Here is a 21,626-nt window from a genome sequence, read left to right on the forward strand (position 1 = left end):
CCTTTCGTTCCACCCAAGGCTCGTACTGAAGGAGGACGCGATGACCATCCTGGCCCCCGTGACAAAGTCCGAATCATCGACAGACCCGCGCGATCCTCTTGCGCGCCTGGAAAATCTGTTCGACCCCGGCACAACAGTGCCGCTCCACGCCCGTGACAAGTCCGGTGTGCTCGCTGCGTCCGGAAACATCGACGGCGTCCGCACCATCGCATACTGCTCCGACGCCACTGTCATGGGTGGCGCCATGGGCGTCGACGGTTGCAAACACCTCGTCAAAGCCATCGATACCGCCATCGAGGAAGAGTCCCCCGTCGTGGGCCTCTGGCACTCCGGTGGCGCGCGTCTGGCTGAAGGCGTCGAGGCGCTCCACGCCGTCGGACTGGTCTTCGAGGCCATGGTCCGCGCGTCGGGTCTCATACCTCAAATTTCCGTCGTGCTCGGCTTCGCGGCTGGTGGAGCCGCATACGGTCCAGCCCTCACCGATGTCGTGATCATGGCGCCGGAAGGCCGAGTGTTCGTCACCGGCCCAGACGTAGTTCGTAGTGTCACCGGCGAACAGGTCGACATGGTGTCACTCGGCGGTCCGGACACACACACCAAGAAGTCGGGTGTCGCGCACATCGCCGCACACGACGAGGCCGACGCATTGCACCGCGCACGACGCCTGGTCTCGATGATGTGCGAGCAGGGCGAATTCGATCAGCGGGCAGCGGAACTCGGCGACAGCGATCTGCGCGCCATGATGCCTGCGTCCGCAAAACGTGCATACGACGTTCGTCCCATCGTTCACGAAATGCTCGACAACGTCGAAGGCGAGTCGAGTTTCGAAGAACTGCAAGGCAATTACGCACGGAGCATCGTCACCGGTTTCGGCCGGATGGCCGGACGCACCGTTGGCGTCATTGCGAACAACCCACTGCGACTCGGGGGGTGCCTGAACTCCGAAAGTGCAGAGAAGGCCGCTCGATTCGTGCGACTGTGCAACGCATTCGGCGTGCCGCTCGTGGTCGTCGTCGATGTTCCCGGGTATTTGCCGGGCGTCTCGATGGAGTGGGAAGGCGTTGTCCGACGCGGAGCGAAGTTACTTCACGCCTTCGCCGAGGCAACGGTCCCCCGCGTCACCGTCGTCACTCGAAAGATCTACGGCGGCGCCTACATCGCGATGAACTCGCGAGCACTGGGAGCCACTGCCGTATTCGCTTGGCCCAACTCCGAAGTAGCCGTGATGGGTGCGAAGGCTGCTGTCGGCATCCTGCACAAGCGGGCCCTCGCAGCTGCACCGGACGACGAGCGTGAAGCATTGCACGACCGTCTCGCCGCCGAACACGAGGCGATCGCAGGCGGCGTCGACCGCGCTGTCGAAATCGGCGTCGTCGACGAGGAAATCGACCCGGCGAAGACTCGCAGCATCGTGACCGCTGCCCTCGCGTCTGCACCATCTGTCCGCGCGCGGCACAAGAACATTCCGCTCTGACAACCCTGGACAGCAAGGTGGGCCTCGCCGATACGGCGGGCCCACGTTTGTCATTCGAGTCTTTGTCGTTCAAGCCGCGAGAGCGCTCAGGGTTCAGGATGGACCTCGGTCAGCTGACACGCCTTCGCAGCCATGTCACTTCGGCACCTTCGCCTGAACTCCGGAAGGGTTCGAGTTCCTCGTCCCACGGTGCGCCTATCGCCCGATCGATCTCCGCGGCGATGTCTCCACCGGAATTCATGATGGACCGCAGTTTCATCTCCCCTACGACGACATCACCGTTCGCACTGGTGGATCCGCGCCACAGGCCCAGACCGGGCACATGGCTGTACCGTTCGCCGTCGACGCCGTGGCTCGGGTCCTCGGTGACCTCGAACCGCAACATCGGCCACGCGCGTAGCGAGTCGACCAGGCGGGCACAGGTTCCGACGGGACCCGTCCAGTCCGTCGTCGCACGCAGAAGCCCGTCGTAGGCAGGCTGTGAGGTCCATCTGAGCTTGGCAGGGCTGTCCAACGTGGCGGACAAAGCCCAATCCACGTGCGGGCACAGCGCCGCGGGCGACGAGTGGATGTAAACCACACCAGTCGTCACGTCCGCGAATTGATTCATTTCGCGCACTCGAGCCTCCTGCTTCGACGAGGGACGTCTTCCCCAACGACCTCTGTCGAGTTCGTGCAGCACGCTCGATTGAACAGTGTGCCTTGTGTTACCCGTGTTGCGCCAGTGGAAGGAGAGAAAATTGTGCTCTACCGCGAAACTTCACCGACCACGCCATCCGACAATTCGGTCCACAAAGGCTTGGCCCAATCACCGAAATCGCGATCGGTAAGCACGACGCACGCAGTATCGATCGTGGGATCGACCCACAGAAACGTCCCGGACTGGCCGAAATGACCGAAGGTAGCGGCCGAGTTCTCGAGACCGGTCCAATGCGGACGCTTGTCGCCCCGAATTTCGAATCCGAGCCCCCAGTCGTTGGGGCGCTGAGAGCCGTAGCCCGGAAGAATTCCGTTGAGCCCCGGGAACTGCACAGTTGTCGCCTCTGCGAACGTCTGCGCCGAGACCAGAGTCGGCGAGAGCAGTTCAGCCGCGAACTTGGCCAAGTCGTCTGCCGATGCCTGCGCACCGTGACCGGCCGGACCGACAAGAGCCGCGCTGGTCATCGCCAACGGCGCGAACACCGCCTCGGCCAGATAGTCGGCAAATTCGATCTCGGTCTCCCGGGAAACCAACTCGGCAAGCACCTCGAACCCCGCACTCGAGTAGATCCGCTTCGACGCCACCGGCGCCTGAACAACACGTTCGGCGAATGCCAATCCCGAAGCATGTGCGAGGAGATGACGAACGGTCGACCCCTCAGGCCCGGCCGGCCCATCCAACTCGACCGCCCCCTCCTCCACTGCCACGAGAATCGCGTAGGCGCACAACAGTTTTGTCACCGAAGCCAGGGGGAAAACATGCGCCTGGTCGCCACTGAAACCACGAATGCGGTCGCCCTCACCGGGATTCTTCCCGGAGAGGACGACCGCTGCCGCATTGTCGACCGGCCACTGCTGGATTACGTCGAGACTGTGAGTACTGGGCACCCGATCAGACTACTGGCACAAGAGTTGCGCTTCCGATCACCAGTCAGCTTCGGTGTAGCGGATGACGCCGCGGATGTTCTTGCCATCCAACATGTCCTGGTAGCCGTCGTTCACGCCTTCGAGCGTGTAGGTCCGAGTCACCATGTCGTCGAGGTTCAGCTTGCCTGCCTTGTACATCGCGAGGAGGTTCGGCACGTCCTGGCGAGCGTTGCCACCGCCGAAAATGTTGCCCTGAAGGTCCTTCTGAAGCATCGCCATCAGGAACAGGTTCAGCTTCACATCCATGTCCGTCAGGTGCCCCATTGCGGTGACGACACAACGGCCGGCCTTTGCCGTCAGAATCATCGCTTCTTCGACGTACTCACCCCTCATTTCGCCGACGGTGATGATCGTCTTCTGTGCCATGCGGCCATACGTAGCGTCGATGATCGGCTGAATGGCAGCGGCAGCGCTTTCGAAAGCGTGCGTTGCGCCGAACTTCAGAGCCTGCTCACGCTTCCACGGCACGGGGTCGATGGCAAAGATGTACCGGGCGCCCGATGCAACTGCACCCTGTAGCGCACTGATACCGACGCCGCCGACACCCATGATCACAACGTCTTCGCCGGGCTTCACATCGGCGATGTGGGTTGCCGATCCCCAACCGGTCGGAACGCCGCAACCGACGAGTGCGGCAACCTCGAACGGAATGTCCTTGTCGATCTTCACCACTGACGACTGGTTCACGACCATGTAGGGCGAGAACGTCCCTAGCAGGCACATCGGGATCACGTTTTCGCCGCGAGCCTGGATCCGGTAAGTGCCGTCACTGATGGCCTGGCCGCTGAGGAGGCCCATCCCGAGGTCACACAGGTTCTGATGACCGGCCGAACACGCCGGACAGGTTCCACAAGCCGGAATGAAGGACAGAACGACGTGGTCGCCGACCTCCAGACCCTTGACCTCCGGGCCGAGCTTGGTGATGACGCCCGAACCCTCGTGCCCACCCATGACGGGGAACGACGGCATCGGGGTCGCGCCGGTGACGATGTGGTGATCGGAGTGGCACATTCCGGCCGCTTCCATGCGAATCTGAACTTCGCCGGCTACCGGCTCACCGATCTCGATCTCCTCGACGGACCACTTTTCATTGAGGCCCCACAGGATTGCACCCTTGGTCTTCACGTCACTTCACCCTTTCATTCGCACACCCGCATCTATCTCTGTGACCATAGCCACAAATCTGCGAAATTGGAACGTGTTCTAACGAAAGATTTTGCACTGCAGGTCAGACGTCCAAATGACCTGGCACAACCGGCGCGGCAACAACGGAATAATGACCCACTGAGTGGGACAGGCCACACGGGCACCCGAAAGTAGAGCCGCCCCGAAAGCACGCAACCATTCGACTCCACCCCCCACCAATCGGTCGGACACAGAGCAGCGGGTCTGAAACAGACCTGGGCATGTTCTGGTGCATCTGAGGTTCGTCCTCAGGTTTTGAAGGTGGTGTTCGCCGGCCGCGGTTGCTGGCCGGGGTCGATCGAGGGTGGTGGGATGAACCAGGGTTTGTTGTCGACACCGATCCGAATCGCCCACTTCCCGACGAACCCTGATTTCCGGTGCATCAACCGGTGGTGCGAACGGCACAGCAGGACAAGGTTGTTCATCACCGTCGGGCCACCGTTGGCCCAGTGCCGGATATGGTGCGCATCCGTCCAGGCAGGCACACATGAACACCCCGGGAACGCGCAGCCCCTGTCTCGGGCGATCAACGCCACTCGCTGTTCGGGGGTGACCAATCGTTTTCCGGGTTTCGCATCGAGCGGTGCGCCGTGATCGTCGAGCAGAACCGTGGACAGGAAACAATCACACCCGAGAAGCCTGGTCTGCGACACCGACAGCGGTCCGAGCCAGGGCATGTGCCCGACATCGAGATCCGACACAGCCATTCCGTCATCAGCAGTGGAGGGTGTCGCGGCGCAGTCCCGATGCTCAGCGAGATCCCGAGCGTTGATGTGCACGTTCACGTGCGGGCGTTGACCACCGTCTGTGCCTGTTTTGGCGCAGTCCAGGTAACGGCGGATCAGTTCGGTGAACCCGTCCGCAGTGCGTTTCGCCGCCGACCGAGAATCCGGGGTTCCATCCGGAGCGGGGGTCGGCATCGTCAGATTCGACAACGCCGACAACAACATTTCACCGGTCAGGGCGTCGAAATCCCCACGCACCACCACCCGACCATTGAGCGTCGACGCGATCCGCAACTCGTTGAGATCGACATCCTCGGCGGGCGGAATCTCATCCGACTCGAACAACCGCTCCAACGTCGCGATCACGTTCCGCACCTTCGTCGTCGTCGCCTCCACACCCGACGCAGCAGCGAGCAACAAATCGATGCACTTCGGGAGCGCCTCCTCCGGCATCCCCTTCGGTGGTGATTCACAGAACGCCACGATCAACACGGCATGATCGAAGGAGCAATCCCCACAACCGAACCGAGCCGCCACACCCGGAAGCGGCCGCAAAGCCGCGCCCAACGCGGCGATCTTCTTCCCGTCCCGAACCTGCAACATCGTGTTCGCCGCCAACCAGGACCCCACACCGCGGCTCGCAATCACCTGATCATCCGGGCGCAACGAGAGTTCGTCGACCACCGCAACACGAACGGCTTCCAGGCGCAGAATCTCCGCACTCGCCTCGACAGCAGCAGCGCGCAACTCCGCAGCAGTCAACCGCCACAGACGTCCACGTAACCCCACCGCAGAACCAGACACCACATCCGACAACAAGACACTCATTGAATCCCCCGATCCCCTCCCCATATCATACTCGAACACCCGTTCGAGTCAAGAGTTTTTCGAGTCAATCCACCGAGCGTCCCGGAATCACCACACCGCATTGATATGCGAGAACCACCAGTTGCGCGCGGTCGCGGACATCCAGTTTCGTCATCGCCCGATTCACATGGGTTTTTGCCGTGACCGCGCTGATCACCAATTCCGCGGCGATTTCGTCGTTGGACATCCCGAGGGCAACGAGGGTTACCACTTCGAGTTCGCGTGGTGTCAATTGACCGAAAATCCCAGAAGTCGAGTCGGCCCGCGACGGAGTGGAAAGGAACCGAGAAATCAACGCGCTGGTCGCAATCGGCGACAGCAAAGAGTTCCCACCTGCGACCGTCCGAACAGCATCGAGTAGATCCTCCGCTCGGATTCCTTTGCCGATGAAGCCGCTGGCTCCAGCCCGGATCGCCTGTGCCACATGCTCATCCACTTCGAAGGTGGTAAGGATCAACACGCGCACGTCGGTCAAATCCGGATGATCGGCAATCATGGCGGTCGCTTCGACTCCGCTGGTGCCTGGCATTCGAATGTCCATCAATACAACGTCGGGTCGGTGCTCGATCGCCGCCTGGAATGCCTGCTCTCCGTCTGCCGCCTCGGCGACCACCTCCATGTCCTCTTCCGAACCGATCAGCAGCGCAAGCGTTTGACGGAAGAGCGCCTGATCGTCTGCCACTACCACCCGAATACTCACGACTCCCCACTCTCCGAACCCCTGGACACCGAGACAAGCGGCAGTTGGGCGTCCACACGAAATCCCCCGTCCGCGCGGAATCCTGCTGAGACCTCGCCTCCCATTGCCTGTGCCCTCTCCTTCATTCCCAGCAGTCCGTACCCGGGCGGTGACGTCGAAGGCACTGCCGTTCCGGAGTTTTCGACCGACAGCACCAGAACCTCGGCTTCGTACGACAACGACACGGTGACGGCCCCTGGCAACGCATGCTTGCTCGCATTCACGAGTGCTTCCTGGATAATTCGGTACGCCGTGAGGTCTACTGCTGGCCCGAGAGGGCGCAGCGAACCCACAGCGCGCACTTCGATTTCCATTCCCGCACTGACGAATTGATCCACCAGTGCCGGTAGATCCGAAAGCCCCGGAGCCGGCTTCATCGAGCGATCACCGTCCTGAGCATCACGGAGAACTCCGACCGTGGCCCGAACTTCATCGAGTGCCGCCTTGGACGTTTCCTCCACTCCGCGTAGTGCAGTCGTCGCCTTCTCCGGGTCTTTCCCGATCAAGTGCGACGCGACCCCGACTTGCAGGTTGACCAAGGCAATGTGGTGCGCGACAACGTCGTGCAGGTCTCGCGCAATCCGCATCCTTTCTTCGACGACGCGGTGTCGGGCCTCGTCCTCGCGCATTCTTTCCGCTTGCACCGCGCGCGCCTCGACGGACTCCAGATAGGCTCGGCGAGAACGGACCTCGGCGCCGGCAAAACTTGCCATCAGCAACCAAGCCAACAACCCCAGTGCCTCCTGCAGGAGATTGTTCCCCACTCCCAGGAAGATCGTGACGAGCATCAGCGAGCTGACTGTGCTCGCCGCTGCGAAGAAGGTCCTCCGGCGGTCACTCGTGCTGGCAACGTAGTAGAGGCACACCATCGCTGCGGAACCTGTGCCGGCATTCGGCGGCGCTGACAGTGCAATCATCAATACGCCGAGGAGTACTGCCACCGCCAGTGCCGAGAACGGATAGCGCCTTCGGAACACGATGGTTGCCGCTGCGATCGCTGTTACAAGCACTCCCACAACCGTGACCTCGCGGGTGTCATTGCCGTCGAGCGCGATGCGGTGCGCCGTCCACGTGGCAAGGAGCACGAGAATCGCCAGTGCCAGGTCGATGGTGCGCGGGTGTTCCGCACACCATCGACCCCACGTCGATGTCGAAGTCATCGATCTACCGTATCCGGGTCACACCGACAACTTGTCGCTCGTGGGTTCACTGGATTCCTTCGAATCTGCGAGCAGCGCAGTCAACTGCTCCCCCTCGACATCGACGTTCGGGACCAACCGGTCCAGCCATGAGGGGAACCACCATGCCCTCGAGCCCAACAGGGACATGACGGCCGGTACGACGGTCATACGAATCACGAAGGCGTCGAACAGAACCGCGAACGAGAGTCCGAGTCCGATCTGCATGATGAAGGCGTCGCCGCCGAAGATGAAGCCCGCGAAAACGGCGATCATGATCAGCGCCGCGGCCGTGACCACTCGCGCGCCCTGGTCGAAGCCCTTCACGACTGCTTCATCCGGTCCGTCACCGTGGACGAACGCTTCACGCATTCTGGTCACCAGGAACACCTGGTAGTCCATCGCCAACCCGAAGACGATGCCAATCATGAAGATGGGCAACATCGCCACAACTGATCCGGTTTGACCTTCGATTCCGAGAATGCCGGCGAACCAACCCCACTGGAAGATCGCGACCAGCACACCGAACGTCGCACCGATCGAGAGCAGAAATCCGAGAGTTGCCTTGAGTGGTACCAAGATCGAGCGGAACACCAACATCAGGAGGATGAAGGCGAGGCCGACGACCAATGCGAGGTAGGGAACCAGGGCGTCGGCCAGGCGATCCGAAACGTCGATCGTCAACGCTGTCTGACCGGTGACCGACATCGTGGCTCCGGTCTCGTCGGTCAGTGATCCGGCGACCTCACGTATATCTGCGACGAGCGCCTTTGTTGCCTCGGTTTCCGGGCCACTCGAGGGAACCACCGTGATGACTGCTGTATCGCCGGCCTGATTGAGTGCTGGCGGCGTCACTGCCGCTACGTCGGGCAGAGCGCCGAGCTTTTCCTGGGCGCCGCTCAATGCCGCTGCCGGATCTGCGGCGTCGGCAACGTCGACGACCACCATGAGCGGACCGCTGAACCCGGCACCGAACCCCTCGGATAGTCGGTCGGTAGCCCTGGCGGCAGTTGTGTCGGGCACTGGTGGGCTCGCCAAACTCAGGTTGATTCCGAATGTGGGGATCGCCAGCAATCCCAGCCCGAGGACTGACGCGAGCAAAACCGGAACTCGACGCCGGATCACGAACTTGGCCCATCGCGAGCCCGCCCCCTCCGACTGTTTCCGGTGTGTCAGTTCACCGCCGGACGCCAGCAGTCGACGATCAGACCGACTCATGACGCGCGACCCTGCAAATCCGAGTGTGGCGGGCAGCAGCGTCAGTGAAATCACCACTGCAACAGCAACTGCGAATGCTGCAGCCAGACCCATGCTCGTCAGGAACGGGATGTTCACGACGAACAGTCCTGCCAATGCGATGAGCACCGTCAACCCCGCGAACACTACGGCCGAACCCGCAGTCCCCGCTGCGCGGCCCGCAGCAATTTCTGGATCATGTCCGTCACGTAGTTCGGAGCGGTAGCGCGAGACGATGAAGAGCGAATAGTCGATCGCCACGGCGAGCCCCAGCATCATTGCCAGGACGGTTGTGCTCGAACCTAATTCGATGAAACCAGTTGCGATTGTGATCGTGCAGATCGCGATGCCGATGCCGATCAACGCGCTGATCAAGGGAAGCCCCGCCGCAACCAAGGAACCGAAGGTGACGGTCAGCACCACCGCGGCGATCGCGACTCCGATCACCTCTCCCATCGATTCGGCGCTGCTTTCCATCAGCACGTTGCCGGCAACATCGACTGCCAGCCCTGAATCCGCGGCGTCGTGGACGGCGGACTCGAGCAGTTCTTTCGAACTGTCCGGTAAGTCCATCGAGTCGGCGGTATAGGAGACCTGCATGTATCCGATCGTCCCAGTCGGCGACACTCCGCCGGAGGCATACGGATCCGATACCGCTGCAACCTCGGGGTCCTTCCCGAGCGCAGAGACCAAGTCACTGACGGATTGTCGAATCGCCGGATCGGTGAGCGTCGTGCCCGCCGGAGATTCGAAGACGATGCGAGCACTGGCTCCGTCGGTGGACGATTGCGGAAATCTTTCAGCCAGAAGATCTTGCGCCGCTTGTGATTCGGTGCCCGGAATCGACAACGTATTGACGGTCGGACCGGACAGCGTTGCTGCGCCTACTCCGCCCGCCACCAGCAGGACGACCCAGAAGCCCACCATTGCCCAACGGCGCCGAAACGCGAGTCGCGAGAGTTTGTACAGGAATATCGACATGCGTGTCACTGTGCCGATACACGACCCCGTCGCACATCGTGCACAGGTAGGCAGTTCGACGTACTGCGCTCGCAGTAGGGCGGTGGTCCCCAGTGCTAGACGGGCAGGCCCAACTCCCTTGACCACGGCGGATCCGCCCCGGGACGTGACACGGTGACGGCTGCCGCGCGTGCGGCAAAGGTCAACGCGGCCGACCAATCTGCCTCGGTGAACGCACGCACAACAGCGACGTCGAGTGCGTCGTGACGATCAAGGTAGGCCAACAGGGCTCCGTGAACGGTGTCGCCCGCACCGATCGTGTCCGCGACGTCGACCGCGGGCGCCGGCACCGAAACATCGAGTTCCTCGGTGATCAACCGCAACCCGTCACCACCACGGGTGAGCAGGACGGCGCCGACGCCTTCGTGGAGCCACTCGGCGCCGTCGACCGAACCCAACCACTTCGCGTCGTCGTCGCTCACTTTGAGAATATCGATGGCGGGCAACCACGAACGAAACCGTCGTCGATACGCGTCCGGGTCGGAGATCACCGCCGGACGAATGTTGGGGTCGACCATGGTGAGTCGACCGCGGGCGTGTGCTTCGTGCAGCAAAGCTTCGTAGGCCGAGGCCCCGGGCTCGAGCACCAGCGACAGCGTTCCGAACGAGAATGCCCGGGCAGAGGGAAGTTTCGGCAGCGCGAACTGTCGATCTGCCGTTCCCTCGAGGTAGAAGGAATACCGCGCACCTCCGTCCGCTGCAAGGTTCACGACGGCCAGAGTTGTCGGCTCGGGCCCACGTTCGACTCCGGTTGTGTCGACATTGGACGCGGCCAGCGAGTCGATCATCCGATCTCCGAAGGCGTCGGTGGACAAGCGAGAGACGAATCCCACGTCGGATCCGAGTCGACCCAGTGCAACCGCAACGTTGAACGGTCCACCGCCCAACTTGGGTGAGAAGTTCTCCCCCACCGGAACCAGATCAACCAGTCCCTCACCACACACCACGACGGATCGTTCGCGTGTATCACTCATCGGTAGACCCTAACCTTCTCACCGGTCGAAGATGGATGTGACCTGCTCGGCACGAACGAGTTCGGGTGCCGAGCAGGTCACGATTATGGTGGGATTCAGCTACCCACGCGCTCACCCGTAGTCGGGTCGAAGAGGTGAACGAGGCCGTCCACCCGCTCGAAGCCCAGCGTCTGGCCGTACTGCAGCTTCGATCGACCGCCGGTGCGTGCAACGAGCGAGATCGGGTCGGCTTCGGTACCAGGCACGTGTGCGTAGATGTACGACTCGTTGCCCAGTTCCTCTACCAGGTCGATCTGAGCTGCGATTCCGTCTCCGGCAGCAACCACCTGGAATTGCTCGGGCCGAATTCCCACTGTGACCGAAGCCAGACCGGCCGCGGCGATTGCCGCCATCTGCTCGCGGTCCAGCGGAACCTCGACGTCACCGAAACGCACCCCACCCGAACTGACCGGCGCCGTTACCAAGTTCATACCTGGAGATCCGATGAAGCCGGCAACAAACGCATTGGCCGGCCGATCGTAAAGTTCGGTCGGAGAAGCGAATTGTTGCAACTTGCCGCCCTTGAGCACTGCCACGCGATCACCCATCGTCATCGCTTCCACCTGATCGTGCGTGACGTAGACGGTGGTGGTTCCGAGACGACGCTGCAACGCCGCGATCTGCGTGCGGGTCTGGACGCGTAGCTTTGCGTCGAGGTTGGAGAGCGGCTCGTCCATGCAGAACACTTGCGGTTCACGAACGATAGCTCGGCCCATGGCAACTCGCTGCCGTTGACCACCGGAAAGCTTGGCCGGTTTGCGGTCGAGGTATTCCGTCAGGTCAAGCAGTTTGGCCGCTTCGGCAACTTTCTTCTTACGCTCCTCGACGGGCACACCGCGCATCTTCAACGCGAACCCCATATTTTCGCCGACGGTTTTATTGGGGTACAGCGCGTAATTCTGGAAGACCATTGCGATGTCGCGATCCTTCGACGGGACATCGGTCATGTCCTTGCCGTTGATGGTGATCGCACCGGAATCGATGTCCTCGAGCCCTGCCAACATGCGCAGGGCCGTGGACTTTCCGGAACCTGACGGACCGACGAGCACGATGAACTCCCCGTCCTTGATGTCAAGATCGAGTGAATCTACAGCGAGAGTCCCAGCACCTTCGTAGATGCAAGACGCTTTCTGGTAAGAGATTTCAGCCATGACGAACTCCTGAGAGGGTGAGGAGAATTATTTGATTGCACCGAAGGACAGGCCGCGCACCAGTTTGTTCTGGGCGAACCAACCGGCCAGGATGACGGGCAATGCCGCCATGGTCGCTGCCGCGGAGAGACGAGCCCAGTACAGTCCCTCGCCGGTGATGAACCCGACCAGGAAGACCGGAATCGTCTGCGCTTGAACAGCTGTCAGGTTGACTGCGAAGAAGAATTCGTTCCACGAGAAGATCACGCAGATCAGCGCAGTCGCAGCAATTCCGGGCGAGATCAGCGGGAGGATCACCTCGCGAACCGAGGTCCACAAACTCGCGCCGTCCATGCTGGCAGCTTCGAGAAGTTCGCCGGGGACTTCGAGAAAGAACGAACGCATCATCCACACTGCGATCGGCAGATTCATCGATGTGTACAAGATGACCAGCGCCCAGATATTGTCGAGCAATCCGATGTCGTTGACGATCACGTACAGCGGCACGATTGCAGCGACGACTGGGAGCATCTTGGTACTGATGAAGAAGAACAGCACATCCTGAGTCTTCTTCACCGGGCGAAGCGAGAGCGCAAAAGCCGCCGGAACACCCAGTAGCAGAACAAGAATCGTCGACATTCCTGTGGCAAATGCCGAGTTCGCCAGCGTCGTGCCGAGACCGGAATCGAGAACGGCACGAAACTGCTCGAGCGTCGGGGTGAAGAACAACTTCGGCGGATCCGTGTAGGCGTCTGCCTCGGTCTTGAATGCGGTCAGGACCATCCAGAAGACCGGGAAGAAGAATCCCAGAGCGGCGATCCACGCCACGACCGACCACGGACTGAACTTACTGCTCTTCTTTTTCTTGACGACGGGTTTGTCGGTCGTCACGCTTGTCGTCTCTACGGCAGTCATCACGCCGCCTCCTCGCTGCCGGTGAAGCTCTTGAAGATCAATCGGAGCGCAAGTGTCGACACGATGATGGTCGCGATCACTGTCACGACACCCATCGCCGCAGCTTGACCTACGTCGAAGCCGAGGAACGCGCGCTGGTAGATGTAGAACGGCAGGTTCGAACTGGCCACGCCTGGCCCGCCCGACGTCATCATGTACACCGCGTCAAAGGTGTTCACGAGGTAGATCGCACCCAGAACTGCACCGAGTTCGATGAAACGGCGCAGGTGCGGCAGTGTCAGTTCGCGGAACATCGCAAACGGCTTGGCTCCGTCCACCCGTGCGGCTTCGAGGATGTCTCGGGGCATGGACTGCAAGCCGGCCAGAATGAGCAGCATCATGAAAGGCGTCCACTGCCAGATCAGATTGATCATGACGGCGGCGAGCGGAAACTTGCTGACCCAGTCGACCTGGCCGACACCGAAAGGCTGGAGGACGAAGTTCACGATACCGAACACCGGGTCGAACATTGTTGTCTTCCAGAGCAATACGCCAGCGACGGGGGTGATGAGAAACGGCGTGATCAGCAGTGTCCGCACGATCCCGCGACCGAGGAAGGCTCTGTCGAGTAGCAGTGCCAACGCGAGTCCGAGGATCACCGAAACGATGACCGTCCCCACGATCATGATGACCGTGTTGACCGCGACTTCCCGAAACTGACTGTCCTTGAAAACCTCGATGTAGTTGTCGAACCCGTTGAAGTGCCGCGATCCCGGCCGGACAAGGTTCCACGACTGCGTCGAGTAGTAGAGGGTGAACAGAAACGGAATCTGGGTGACGACGATCGAAAAGATCAACGCCGGCAACAGGGGACCTCTACGACGCCAACCCTCGGCGCGGGAGATCTTCTTTTCGACACGGACCGGTGGCGCGTCGTCCACCGTAGTTCTGGGCTCGGCAACCGTAGTCATCGGTTCTCCTGATAGGTCTTGCCGACCACCTCGGCATACTGCTGGGATTGTTCGAGTGCTTCTTTCACGCTCTTCTGACCCGCGATGGCCGCACTGATCTGCTGGCTGACGCGAGTGCCCAGGTCCTGAAACTCAGGGATGGTTAGGAACTGGACGCCGGTGTACGGAACCGGTTGCACTGTAGGGTTTTTCGGATCTGCATTGTTGATCGATTCGAGGGTGATCGGACCGAATGCCTGTGCGGCCTCTTGATATTCCGGAATCTCGTAGGTCGATAGGCGACTTCCCGGAGGAACTCTCGACCAGCCGAGTTCGGTTCCGACCTTCTGGATGTAGTCCTTGTTCGTCATCCAGGAAATGAACTTCCAGGCATCATCTTTGTTCTTTGCCGACTCCGGGATTCCGAGCGCCCACGTGTAGAGCCAACCAGGATCGGACTTCTCGACCTTCGGGGCCTTCGCATATCCGATGTTGCCGACTACCTTCGACGACGCAGGGTCCTCGAGAACCGACACAGCCGACGTCGCGTCGTACCACATCGCCGTGTTGCCTTGCGCGAATTGTGTTGCACATTCACCGAATCCGCTTGTGGCGGGACCCGGCTGACCGTGCTCCTTGACCGTGTCCACGTAGAACTGAACCGCATCCTCGACCTGCGGACTGGTCAGCTGCGCATTCCAATTCTCGTCGTACCAGCGTCCACCGAAGGTGTTGATCACTGTGTTCAGCGGTGCGAGTACCTCACCCCAGCCAGGCTTTCCGCGCAAGCAGATTCCCGCCATCTTGGCATCCGGGTTGTCGAACTGCGCTGCCCAACCTGCGACTTCTTGCCACGTCGGGTCTTCGGGAACTGTTATCCCCGCCTGATCGAACAGATCCTTGCGGTACATCAGGAACGACGACTCCCCGTAGAACGGAACCGCGTACATACTGTCCTCGTATGACAGAGAAGTCTTGATCGACGGTACGAAGTCGTCCTCGTCAAAACCGGGCGTCTTGTCTGCATACTCGGACAGGTTCGTGAGCCAACCGTTGGCGGCCCACTGAGGTGTCTCGTAGTTGCTGATCATCACGACGTCGAACTCACCGCCGCCGGTTGCCGTCGAGGCCGTGATCTTGGCGCGCGCCTGGTTCTCGGAAAGGCTGACGAATTTGAGGTCGATGCCAGGGTTCTCGGCTTCGAAAGCCGGCGCCAGTTTGATGGCGTCCTGCATCTGCGAGTTCGACACCATCGCGATGGTGACTGTTCGTTCGCCGGAACCACCGAGCGCACCAGCGCCCGCACATCCCGACACCAGGAGGCAGAGCGCCGCCGCGGCAGCGCCCCACACTCGTCTTCCTGTTTTCACGGATTACCTTCCTTCACACTTGCGTGTCAGTCGCGCGCTCGGACCGCGAAACTCGTGAGATCGCTAGCCTTCGAGCAGCCACTGGGCGCACTCGACGTCGGTGACGAGTACGTTTGCCAAACCTCCGCGCAATGCGCCCAGAACGGCCTGGCGTTTGTGTGTTCCCCCCGAAATCAGAATCGTCTGATCGCAGGATTTCACTGCGTCGAGCGATACGGAGACCGTTCGCTCAGGCAGTGGCCCCTCCACTGGATTGCCGTCGATCGTGTAGAAACGGCCGCCGATTTCACCGACAGCGCCTCGACTTTCCAACTCGTCCAGCATGGTCGAGTCGACGAAGCTACCGGCAAACAAGGTCGTGGCAGTCGAGACGGCACCAACTCCGAAAACCATGATGTCGGAATCAGTTCCGGCATGCAGCGCCTTCGAGATCACCGAGTCGTTTCGCATCGACTCCACAGTCGCCGGGTCGGCATACAGCGGAGCGTTGAGACGAATAGGATTGGCCTGCAACTGTTGTGCACATCGGCCGATGGTGAAGTCGACACCGGTTTGGTAGTCGGTCACCGTCATGGAGCCGTCAAGTTGTACCACAGCCGAGCACTTCGCGGCCTTGTCTGGCAAAGATCCTGCTACCGCAACGGTTTCCGGACCCCAGGTAAACCCGAGAACGCTCGACGGCTGCAGACGACGAACCAGAACTTCCGCTGCTCTTCGACCGAGTGCGTCGAAGTCCGGGTCGTCCGCATCCGAAATCGCTTCGGGGACGATCAACACTTCGGCCAACCCGAAGTGCTTCTCCAGCTTCGATTCCAACTCCGTGTTCACCGAACCTTCGAGCTCCGGCGGTACCAAAATCTCGACCCTGACCAAACCTTGCGTCCGCGCCCTGGCCAACAGTCGCCCGGCTGTCGGCCGCGAGACGCCCAACTTCGCTGCAATCTCCGCCTGAGTGGCACCTTCGAGGTGATACATGGTCGCTGCCCGCAAGGCGAGCCGCACATCTTCGGAAGCGGGCAACTTCGACGTCTTGAGTCCTGTGGGCTGAGCCGACTGGTTCACGCGGTCTCCTTGTGCATCAGGTTCAAAGTTTCTTGATCGTGAGCAAATGCTCACTAGATGTTCTTATGCTCATTAAGCTAACATCTACGTTGTGACCCACACAACAGTTTCCGGAGAATCCGTCGATCTACCTGCGACAATTCGGGCAAATGTCCTCGTCGAGACCGGAAAGATGCAGATGGTCGAGAGACCACGACCGTCCCCGAAGGCGGGTGAAGTCCTCGTTCGCATCCATGCCGTGGGCGTGTGCGGGTCGGACGCGCACTACTTTCACGAAGGTCGCATCGGCCCTTACGTAGTCAACTCACCGCTCGTTCTCGGACACGAAGCATCGGGACGCATCGCTGCGGTCGGTGACGGCGTCGACCCAAGACGCATCGGGCAGCGTGTCTCCATCGAGCCTCAGAAGCCCGATCCGACAAGTCCCGAATCCAAGGCAGGCAGATACAACCTCTGCCCTCATATGGAGTTCTTCGCGACGCCGCCGATCGACGGTGCGCTGACCGACTACGTCACGATCGGTGCCGACTTCGCCCATCCCATCGCAGATTCCGTGTCCTACGAGGCAGCTGCGCTGTTCGAGCCACTTTCCGTAGGGATCGCCTCAGCCCAGAAGGCGGGGATCACTGCCGGCTCTCGGGTGTTGATCGCCGGCGCCGGCCCGGTAGGAATCGTGACGACGCAGGTGGCCAAGGCATTCGGCGCGACGGAAGTCATCGTCTCGGACATCGACGCGGCCCGGCGTGATGTGGCACTGAAATTCGGCGCAACAACCGTCGTTGATCCACGTGAGAGCGACGTACGCTCGCTGGCCGTCGACGCATTCATCGACGCGTCGGGTGCCACGGCCGCAGTGATCGACGGGATTCACGCAGTTCGGCCCGCTGGAACCGTCGTTCTGGTCGGAATGGGTGCCGACGAGATACCGTTGCCGGTCCCGATCATTCAGAATCGCGAACTGATGTTGACCGGAGTGTTCCGGTACGCCAACACGTGGCCGATCGCCGCCGCATTGGTCGCTACCGGGCGCGTCGATCTGGACTCGATGGTCACAGCACGCTTTTCACTCGAACAGTCGCAAGAGGCCCTGGTGGCCGATCGCATTCTCGGCAGCATCAAAGCCGTAGTCATCGTCGCCGAAGGAGACTAGTACTTTCATGGAACTCAATACGAAGACCCTGTTCGACTTCGATGCTGCACTCGAAGTGCCGAACTACGACCGGAGCAAAGTCACTACTGGCATAGTGCATTTCGGTGTCGGAGGCTTTCACCGTGCACACCAGGCCATGTACATCGATGATCTCCTGCGACGCGGTGAGGGCTTCGACTGGGGAATCTGCGGAGTGGGAGTGATGCCGTCGGACAAGCGGATGAAAGACGCTCTCCGCGCGCAGGACTGCCTCTACACGCTGGCGCTCAAGCATTCTGACGGAACCCTCGAGGCCCGGGTCATCGGGTCGATCGTCGAGTACCTGTTCGCTCCGGAGGATCCGGAGGCGGTGATCGAAAAGATGGCATCCGAATCGACGAAAATCGTATCTCTCACCATCACCGAGGGCGGATACAACATCTCGCACACTACGGGTGAGTTCGACGCGTCCGATCCCGATGTAATGCACGATCTCGAGCCGGGAACACTCCCCCACACCACCTTCGGTCTGATTTGTGCGGCACTCGCACTCCGTCGCGACCGGGGCCTCGCCCCGTTCACGATCATGAGTTGCGACAACATCGAAGGCAACGGATCGGTCGCCAGGACGGCAGTCGGAGCGTTCGCCGCCCTGAAGGATCCCGAACTTGCGGAGTGGATCGACGAGAACGGCGCCTTCCCCAACTCCATGGTCGACCGGATCACACCCGTCACGACAGCCGAGGTGACCACCGAGATCGCCGAGACGTTTGGCGTGGAAGATCAGTGGCCGGTCGCGGCTGAGCCGTTCACCGCGTGGTTCCTCGAGGACGAGTTCACCTCAGGCAGGCCACCTCTGGAGAATGCCGGCGTCAATCTCGTGCCGGATGTTCGCCCGTACGAACTGATGAAACTGCGCCTTCTCAATGCCGGCCATCAAGGCATCGCGTACTTCGGCTACCTTGCCGGATACCGCCTGGTCCACGAGGCATGCCAGGACGAACTCTTGTCGGGGTTCCTGCTCGACTACATGAATCTCGAAGCGACGCCGACCCTTGACCCGGTACCCGGCGTCGACCTCGATCAGTACAAGAAGACCCTCATCGAAAGATTCTCGAACCCCCAGATCCGCGACACGATTGCACGTCTGTGTGCCGAGTCGTCCGATCGAATTCCCAAGTGGCTGTTGCCCGTCATCCGGAACCAACTCGACACCGGTGGGTCGATCAACCTGTCCACCGCAATTGTCGCTAGCTGGGCCCGCTACGCCGAGGGCACAGACGAGAACGGAGATCCCATCACCGTCGTCGATCAGCTGTCGGACACTCTGGTGCCGCTCGCCCAGAAACAGTCGAGCGACCCGTTGGCCTTCATCGGGTACCGCCAAGTGTTCGGCGATCTCGTGGACGATCGCCGATTTGTCGCTAGCTTCCGAAAGACCCTCGACTCATTGCACTCCGTCGGAGCCAGAAGAACCCTCGAGGAGGTGCGCGGGCTCTGACTACACCGAGACGTCGTGCAGGTGATGGATCGGATCGTGAATGAAGTAGGCCGCCAACGATTCGACGGTGAACGCCGATCCGTCACTGCGGAGACCCCGTCGTTGGCGGCTACCCTCTGGCACGGTTTCGAAGGCATTCGCGACCTCCGCCGCGGCGTCGGACAATTCCGATGCCACCTTTGCCGGATCTTGGTCGTTGTACCGCTCGGCCTCGGCTGTTGCGTCCTGATCCCAGTTCTCGAATCGCGGATCGTCGAATTCGAGCATCTGTTCCAACCGCACCTTGAAGATCCGGAACACGTCGCGTACGTGGGCGGAATACTCCAGCGCTGACCATGTTTCGCTGTCCGGTCGCTCCGTCACATTCTCTCGCTCCAGTACCTCGGCCCACGAGACGGCATTGCTACGCACAAGATCTGGAACATCCGCGAACGCCACAGCGGACGAATCAAACCCGCACTCGGCGCATGGGCGTTCGAGGACCCAGGTCCAGTTCTTTGTATCCGGGGTGATCGGCATGGATCGAGAATAGTCCGCCAGGGCGGGGTCAGTCTGCTTCGATTGGCCGATGAAGCGAATCATGATCGCTATTGCGACTCCATTCGTGCTGATGCTTACTTCGTGTGGCGGGGACGTGGGCGACGCGGAACCCCACGAACTCGCCTTCACGTGCGACGACGCACATGCGTACCTCGAAGTTTTCGGGACGGTCGAGGCGGCGTTGGCCCGGCTACAGAGCCCTGGATGGAACGATGTCCCTGAACTCGTGGGTTCCGCCAGCGCCTGGGCAACGTTCACACCACAACAGCAGACTGCGATAGTCAATTCACTTCATGCGGCTTCCCGAGGTGAATGTTGATCCGTATTTCTGTGCCGGTATCGGCATCTGACTCCGTCGACAAGATTTGCCGGTCGATACTCGGATCGGCCGAAGAACTGGGACCTACTCCGACTGATTCCGCGTCACCGATCGATCGAGTCCGCGATGACACGAGCGGACCGCACGACGACTGAAGAGGATTCGACGCTGAGGCGCGTGAGCGCACCCAAGAAGCCTTCGAAGCAGCGAAATCGGGATCGTGCGACCGAGCAACGCCGGAGGCCTGATTCGCCGGTCGCACAACAGAATTACAAACGACGACGTAACTACGTCATTCCGTTCGTGACAAAATACTCGTTCGTCGGCGACGGACCGATCACTTCGATTTCCTCGACGGGTCTCGTCGCCCCTCACGTGAAGGGCGTCGAGTCGACATGTACCCCTTCCGAACGCAGTAAATGCTCGGCCGCACAAATCAACAGGGAAAGGGATTCGTACGAGAGTCCCTCGATCGCATGCATCAGCCTGTCAGGCGCCGGAATCGACCGGTCGACCGGCGAACCCTCGGATCTCCGCACAGAAAGCACGGTCGAGAGTTCTCGTTGATTCACCACCTGACCTGCGCTGTTCGCTCGCTCGAACATGGCATTCAGCCGCTGGACCAGTTCCTCACCTTCAGGCGATCGAATAGTGTTGCCAAACAGCCTGTTTCCATGATCGGCTTCGACACCAGGCCCGATCGAGTTCTTGATTGTCACAGTATGTTCTCCGTTACGTTGGTCTGTCAGGTTGATCAGGGGTGCGACCCGGCGCAATTCACAGAGCCTTTATCCGTGCCGCCCAACGGCGTCGCGTCCATCGACAGCAGACGAATCTCCCCCGGCGCCCATCGGCTTCCGGTAGCGAGACCTTGAAGTTGCTGTTCACTTGCAGTTCGTCGTTACACTTTAACAATAGTTGTAACGCATCGACAAGTGTTTTGTTCCGATTGCCCGGTTTTGCACCCGATCAAGGCAACTACTGAGCTCTCGCGGGCTGCGGATTCTGCAATTCACGAAGCTCGGCAAAATGGATCCGACGCAGACAAGGACGGCGAGACAGCCCTCGTTGGCTCTCATTTCCAGTGATCGAGCACGAAGTGCTCAATGGTGATGGCCCAAGTCCGACAGCGCTTTTCAGACAGAGAAAGGGCCCCGCAGTTGCGGGGCCCACTATCGTTGCCGTTCCTCGCGTGGAGTCGTTTCCGACAGTCGGCTGCCGGTCAGCGCGTCAACATTTGGGTGCAGCCGAGCCGCGGGGGGGACGGCTCGACTGCCTTGTACCTACACCGGTAGGCACGTCTAAAGCGTGACACTTCTGTACGTCGAGCACATACGCTGAAATACCCGGATAGGTACCTACTTTTCCTTCACGTCCGGCACGTCGCTCGCTCGGTTGCGCCCAATTGCACTGCGCTCCCGATACTTGTCGAGGATTGGGTATCCGGATCCGAGACTTTCACCTCGTCCGAGATCGACGATCGCGGTACGACATTTACTTGTGTAGCCACGAAGGATCAACTCAGCCGTACCCGCATGCGCGTTGCGTGCGATTCAATACCAACTATGTGTGGGCAACTGCACCAACTACCTGTGGGCAACTGCCCTGTTGATTGCACTCTGCGCACTTGTCGCCGTTGCGATCGTCGGCAGCATGACTTTCGACAAA

At 60.7% G+C, this 21,626-nt stretch carries 18 protein-coding genes; 3 read left to right on the forward strand and 15 right to left on the reverse strand.

Annotation, left to right across the window (positions count from 1 at the left end; translation table 11 throughout):
• Nucleotides 1–40: 40 nt before the first annotated feature.
• Nucleotides 41–1,474: an acyl-CoA carboxylase subunit beta gene (locus tag AC1Q61_RS07845; protein ID WP_042921917.1), complete on the forward strand. Its 1,434-nt coding sequence runs from the start codon at nucleotides 41–43 to the stop codon at nucleotides 1,472–1,474.
• 109 nt (nucleotides 1,475–1,583) lie between these two features.
• Here the strand turns inward: AC1Q61_RS07845 and AC1Q61_RS07850 are convergent, their stop codons facing one another.
• The 13 genes from AC1Q61_RS07850 to AC1Q61_RS07910 all read right to left on the reverse strand — a co-directional run bounded on the left by AC1Q61_RS07850 (nucleotide 1,584) and on the right by AC1Q61_RS07910 (nucleotide 16,469).
• Complete coding sequence (locus AC1Q61_RS07850; RefSeq protein ID WP_003941617.1) at nucleotides 1,584–2,093, reverse strand: DUF3145 domain-containing protein; 510 nt, start codon at nucleotides 2,091–2,093, stop codon at nucleotides 1,584–1,586.
• A 128-nt stretch (nucleotides 2,094–2,221) separates the two neighbouring features.
• Nucleotides 2,222–3,061, reverse strand: coding sequence for a serine hydrolase domain-containing protein (locus AC1Q61_RS07855; protein WP_007735479.1), 840 nt, complete (start codon nucleotides 3,059–3,061; stop codon nucleotides 2,222–2,224).
• 36 nt (nucleotides 3,062–3,097) lie between these two features.
• Nucleotides 3,098–4,225: an NDMA-dependent alcohol dehydrogenase gene (locus AC1Q61_RS07860; protein ID WP_007735481.1), complete on the reverse strand. Its 1,128-nt coding sequence runs from the start codon at nucleotides 4,223–4,225 to the stop codon at nucleotides 3,098–3,100.
• Between the two features lie 308 nt (nucleotides 4,226–4,533).
• A complete protein-coding gene (locus tag AC1Q61_RS07865; RefSeq protein WP_081558015.1) occupies nucleotides 4,534–5,838 on the reverse strand; it encodes an HNH endonuclease signature motif containing protein in 1,305 nt (434 codons plus the stop codon).
• Nucleotides 5,839–5,902: 64 nt separating this feature from the next.
• Complete coding sequence (locus AC1Q61_RS07870) at nucleotides 5,903–6,577, reverse strand: response regulator (RefSeq protein WP_042921920.1); 675 nt, start codon at nucleotides 6,575–6,577, stop codon at nucleotides 5,903–5,905.
• Complete coding sequence (locus AC1Q61_RS07875) at nucleotides 6,574–7,776, reverse strand: sensor histidine kinase (protein ID WP_215515970.1); 1,203 nt, start codon at nucleotides 7,774–7,776, stop codon at nucleotides 6,574–6,576. Before AC1Q61_RS07875 ends, AC1Q61_RS07870 begins: the two co-directional genes overlap by 4 nt.
• An 18-nt stretch (nucleotides 7,777–7,794) precedes the next feature.
• Nucleotides 7,795–10,011, reverse strand: coding sequence for an MMPL family transporter (locus tag AC1Q61_RS07880; RefSeq protein WP_116056550.1), 2,217 nt, complete (start codon nucleotides 10,009–10,011; stop codon nucleotides 7,795–7,797).
• Nucleotides 10,012–10,106: 95 nt separating this feature from the next.
• Complete coding sequence (locus AC1Q61_RS07885) at nucleotides 10,107–11,024, reverse strand: carbohydrate kinase family protein (RefSeq protein ID WP_042921922.1); 918 nt, start codon at nucleotides 11,022–11,024, stop codon at nucleotides 10,107–10,109.
• Nucleotides 11,025–11,119: 95 nt separating this feature from the next.
• Nucleotides 11,120–12,214: an ABC transporter ATP-binding protein gene (locus tag AC1Q61_RS07890; RefSeq protein ID WP_042921923.1), complete on the reverse strand. Its 1,095-nt coding sequence runs from the start codon at nucleotides 12,212–12,214 to the stop codon at nucleotides 11,120–11,122.
• Nucleotides 12,215–12,241: 27 nt separating this feature from the next.
• Nucleotides 12,242–13,108, reverse strand: a complete 867-nt coding sequence (locus AC1Q61_RS07895; RefSeq protein WP_007731137.1) for a carbohydrate ABC transporter permease — start codon at nucleotides 13,106–13,108, stop codon at nucleotides 12,242–12,244.
• Entirely contained in the window at nucleotides 13,108–14,058 is a 951-nt protein-coding gene (locus tag AC1Q61_RS07900) for a carbohydrate ABC transporter permease (RefSeq protein WP_492650867.1), read from the reverse strand. The genes AC1Q61_RS07895 and AC1Q61_RS07900 overlap by 1 nt, the downstream gene beginning before the upstream one ends.
• A complete protein-coding gene (locus AC1Q61_RS07905; RefSeq protein ID WP_054187646.1) occupies nucleotides 14,055–15,407 on the reverse strand; it encodes an ABC transporter substrate-binding protein in 1,353 nt (450 codons plus the stop codon). Before AC1Q61_RS07905 ends, AC1Q61_RS07900 begins: the two co-directional genes overlap by 4 nt.
• Nucleotides 15,408–15,470: 63 nt before the next feature.
• Entirely contained in the window at nucleotides 15,471–16,469 is a 999-nt protein-coding gene (locus tag AC1Q61_RS07910; RefSeq protein ID WP_042921924.1) for a sugar-binding transcriptional regulator, read from the reverse strand.
• A 139-nt stretch (nucleotides 16,470–16,608) separates the two neighbouring features.
• Between AC1Q61_RS07910 and AC1Q61_RS07915 the strand changes: the two genes are divergently transcribed.
• Together AC1Q61_RS07915 and AC1Q61_RS07920 are read left to right on the forward strand one after the other, a co-directional pair.
• Complete coding sequence (locus AC1Q61_RS07915; protein ID WP_492650887.1) at nucleotides 16,609–17,619, forward strand: NAD(P)-dependent alcohol dehydrogenase; 1,011 nt, start codon at nucleotides 16,609–16,611, stop codon at nucleotides 17,617–17,619.
• Nucleotides 17,620–17,626: 7 nt separating this feature from the next.
• A complete protein-coding gene (locus tag AC1Q61_RS07920; RefSeq protein ID WP_042450149.1) occupies nucleotides 17,627–19,099 on the forward strand; it encodes a mannitol dehydrogenase family protein in 1,473 nt (490 codons plus the stop codon).
• Here AC1Q61_RS07920 and AC1Q61_RS07925 read toward each other — a convergent pair whose 3' ends face one another.
• Both AC1Q61_RS07925 and AC1Q61_RS07930 read right to left on the reverse strand, forming a co-directional pair.
• Nucleotides 19,100–19,618: a DinB family protein gene (locus tag AC1Q61_RS07925; protein WP_030536585.1), complete on the reverse strand. Its 519-nt coding sequence runs from the start codon at nucleotides 19,616–19,618 to the stop codon at nucleotides 19,100–19,102.
• A gap of 711 nt (nucleotides 19,619–20,329) precedes the next feature.
• Nucleotides 20,330–20,734, reverse strand: a complete 405-nt coding sequence (locus tag AC1Q61_RS07930; RefSeq protein ID WP_231783477.1) for a hypothetical protein — start codon at nucleotides 20,732–20,734, stop codon at nucleotides 20,330–20,332.
• Between the last annotated feature and the right edge of the window lie 892 nt (nucleotides 20,735–21,626).

It is taken from the genome of Rhodococcus sp. MPR-R1B, assembly GCF_058793255.1.

Coding starts and splice junctions, on each gene's coding strand:
- AC1Q61_RS07845 (WP_042921917.1), top strand. CDS start 41: ATGACCATCCTGGCCCCCGTGACAAAGTCCGAATCATCGACAGACCCG.
- AC1Q61_RS07865 (WP_081558015.1), bottom strand. CDS start 5,838: ATGAGTGTCTTGTTGTCGGATGTGGTGTCTGGTTCTGCGGTGGGGTTA.
- AC1Q61_RS07875 (WP_215515970.1), bottom strand. CDS start 7,776: ATGACTTCGACATCGACGTGGGGTCGATGGTGTGCGGAACACCCGCGC.
- AC1Q61_RS07880 (WP_116056550.1), bottom strand. CDS start 10,011: ATGTCGATATTCCTGTACAAACTCTCGCGACTCGCGTTTCGGCGCCGT.
- AC1Q61_RS07885 (WP_042921922.1), bottom strand. CDS start 11,024: ATGAGTGATACACGCGAACGATCCGTCGTGGTGTGTGGTGAGGGACTG.
- AC1Q61_RS07890 (WP_042921923.1), bottom strand. CDS start 12,214: ATGGCTGAAATCTCTTACCAGAAAGCGTCTTGCATCTACGAAGGTGCT.
- AC1Q61_RS07895 (WP_007731137.1), bottom strand. CDS start 13,108: ATGACTGCCGTAGAGACGACAAGCGTGACGACCGACAAACCCGTCGTC.
- AC1Q61_RS07900 (WP_492650867.1), bottom strand. CDS start 14,058: ATGACTACGGTTGCCGAGCCCAGAACTACGGTGGACGACGCGCCACCG.
- AC1Q61_RS07920 (WP_042450149.1), top strand. CDS start 17,627: ATGGAACTCAATACGAAGACCCTGTTCGACTTCGATGCTGCACTCGAA.
- AC1Q61_RS07925 (WP_030536585.1), bottom strand. CDS start 19,618: ATGCCGATCACCCCGGATACAAAGAACTGGACCTGGGTCCTCGAACGC.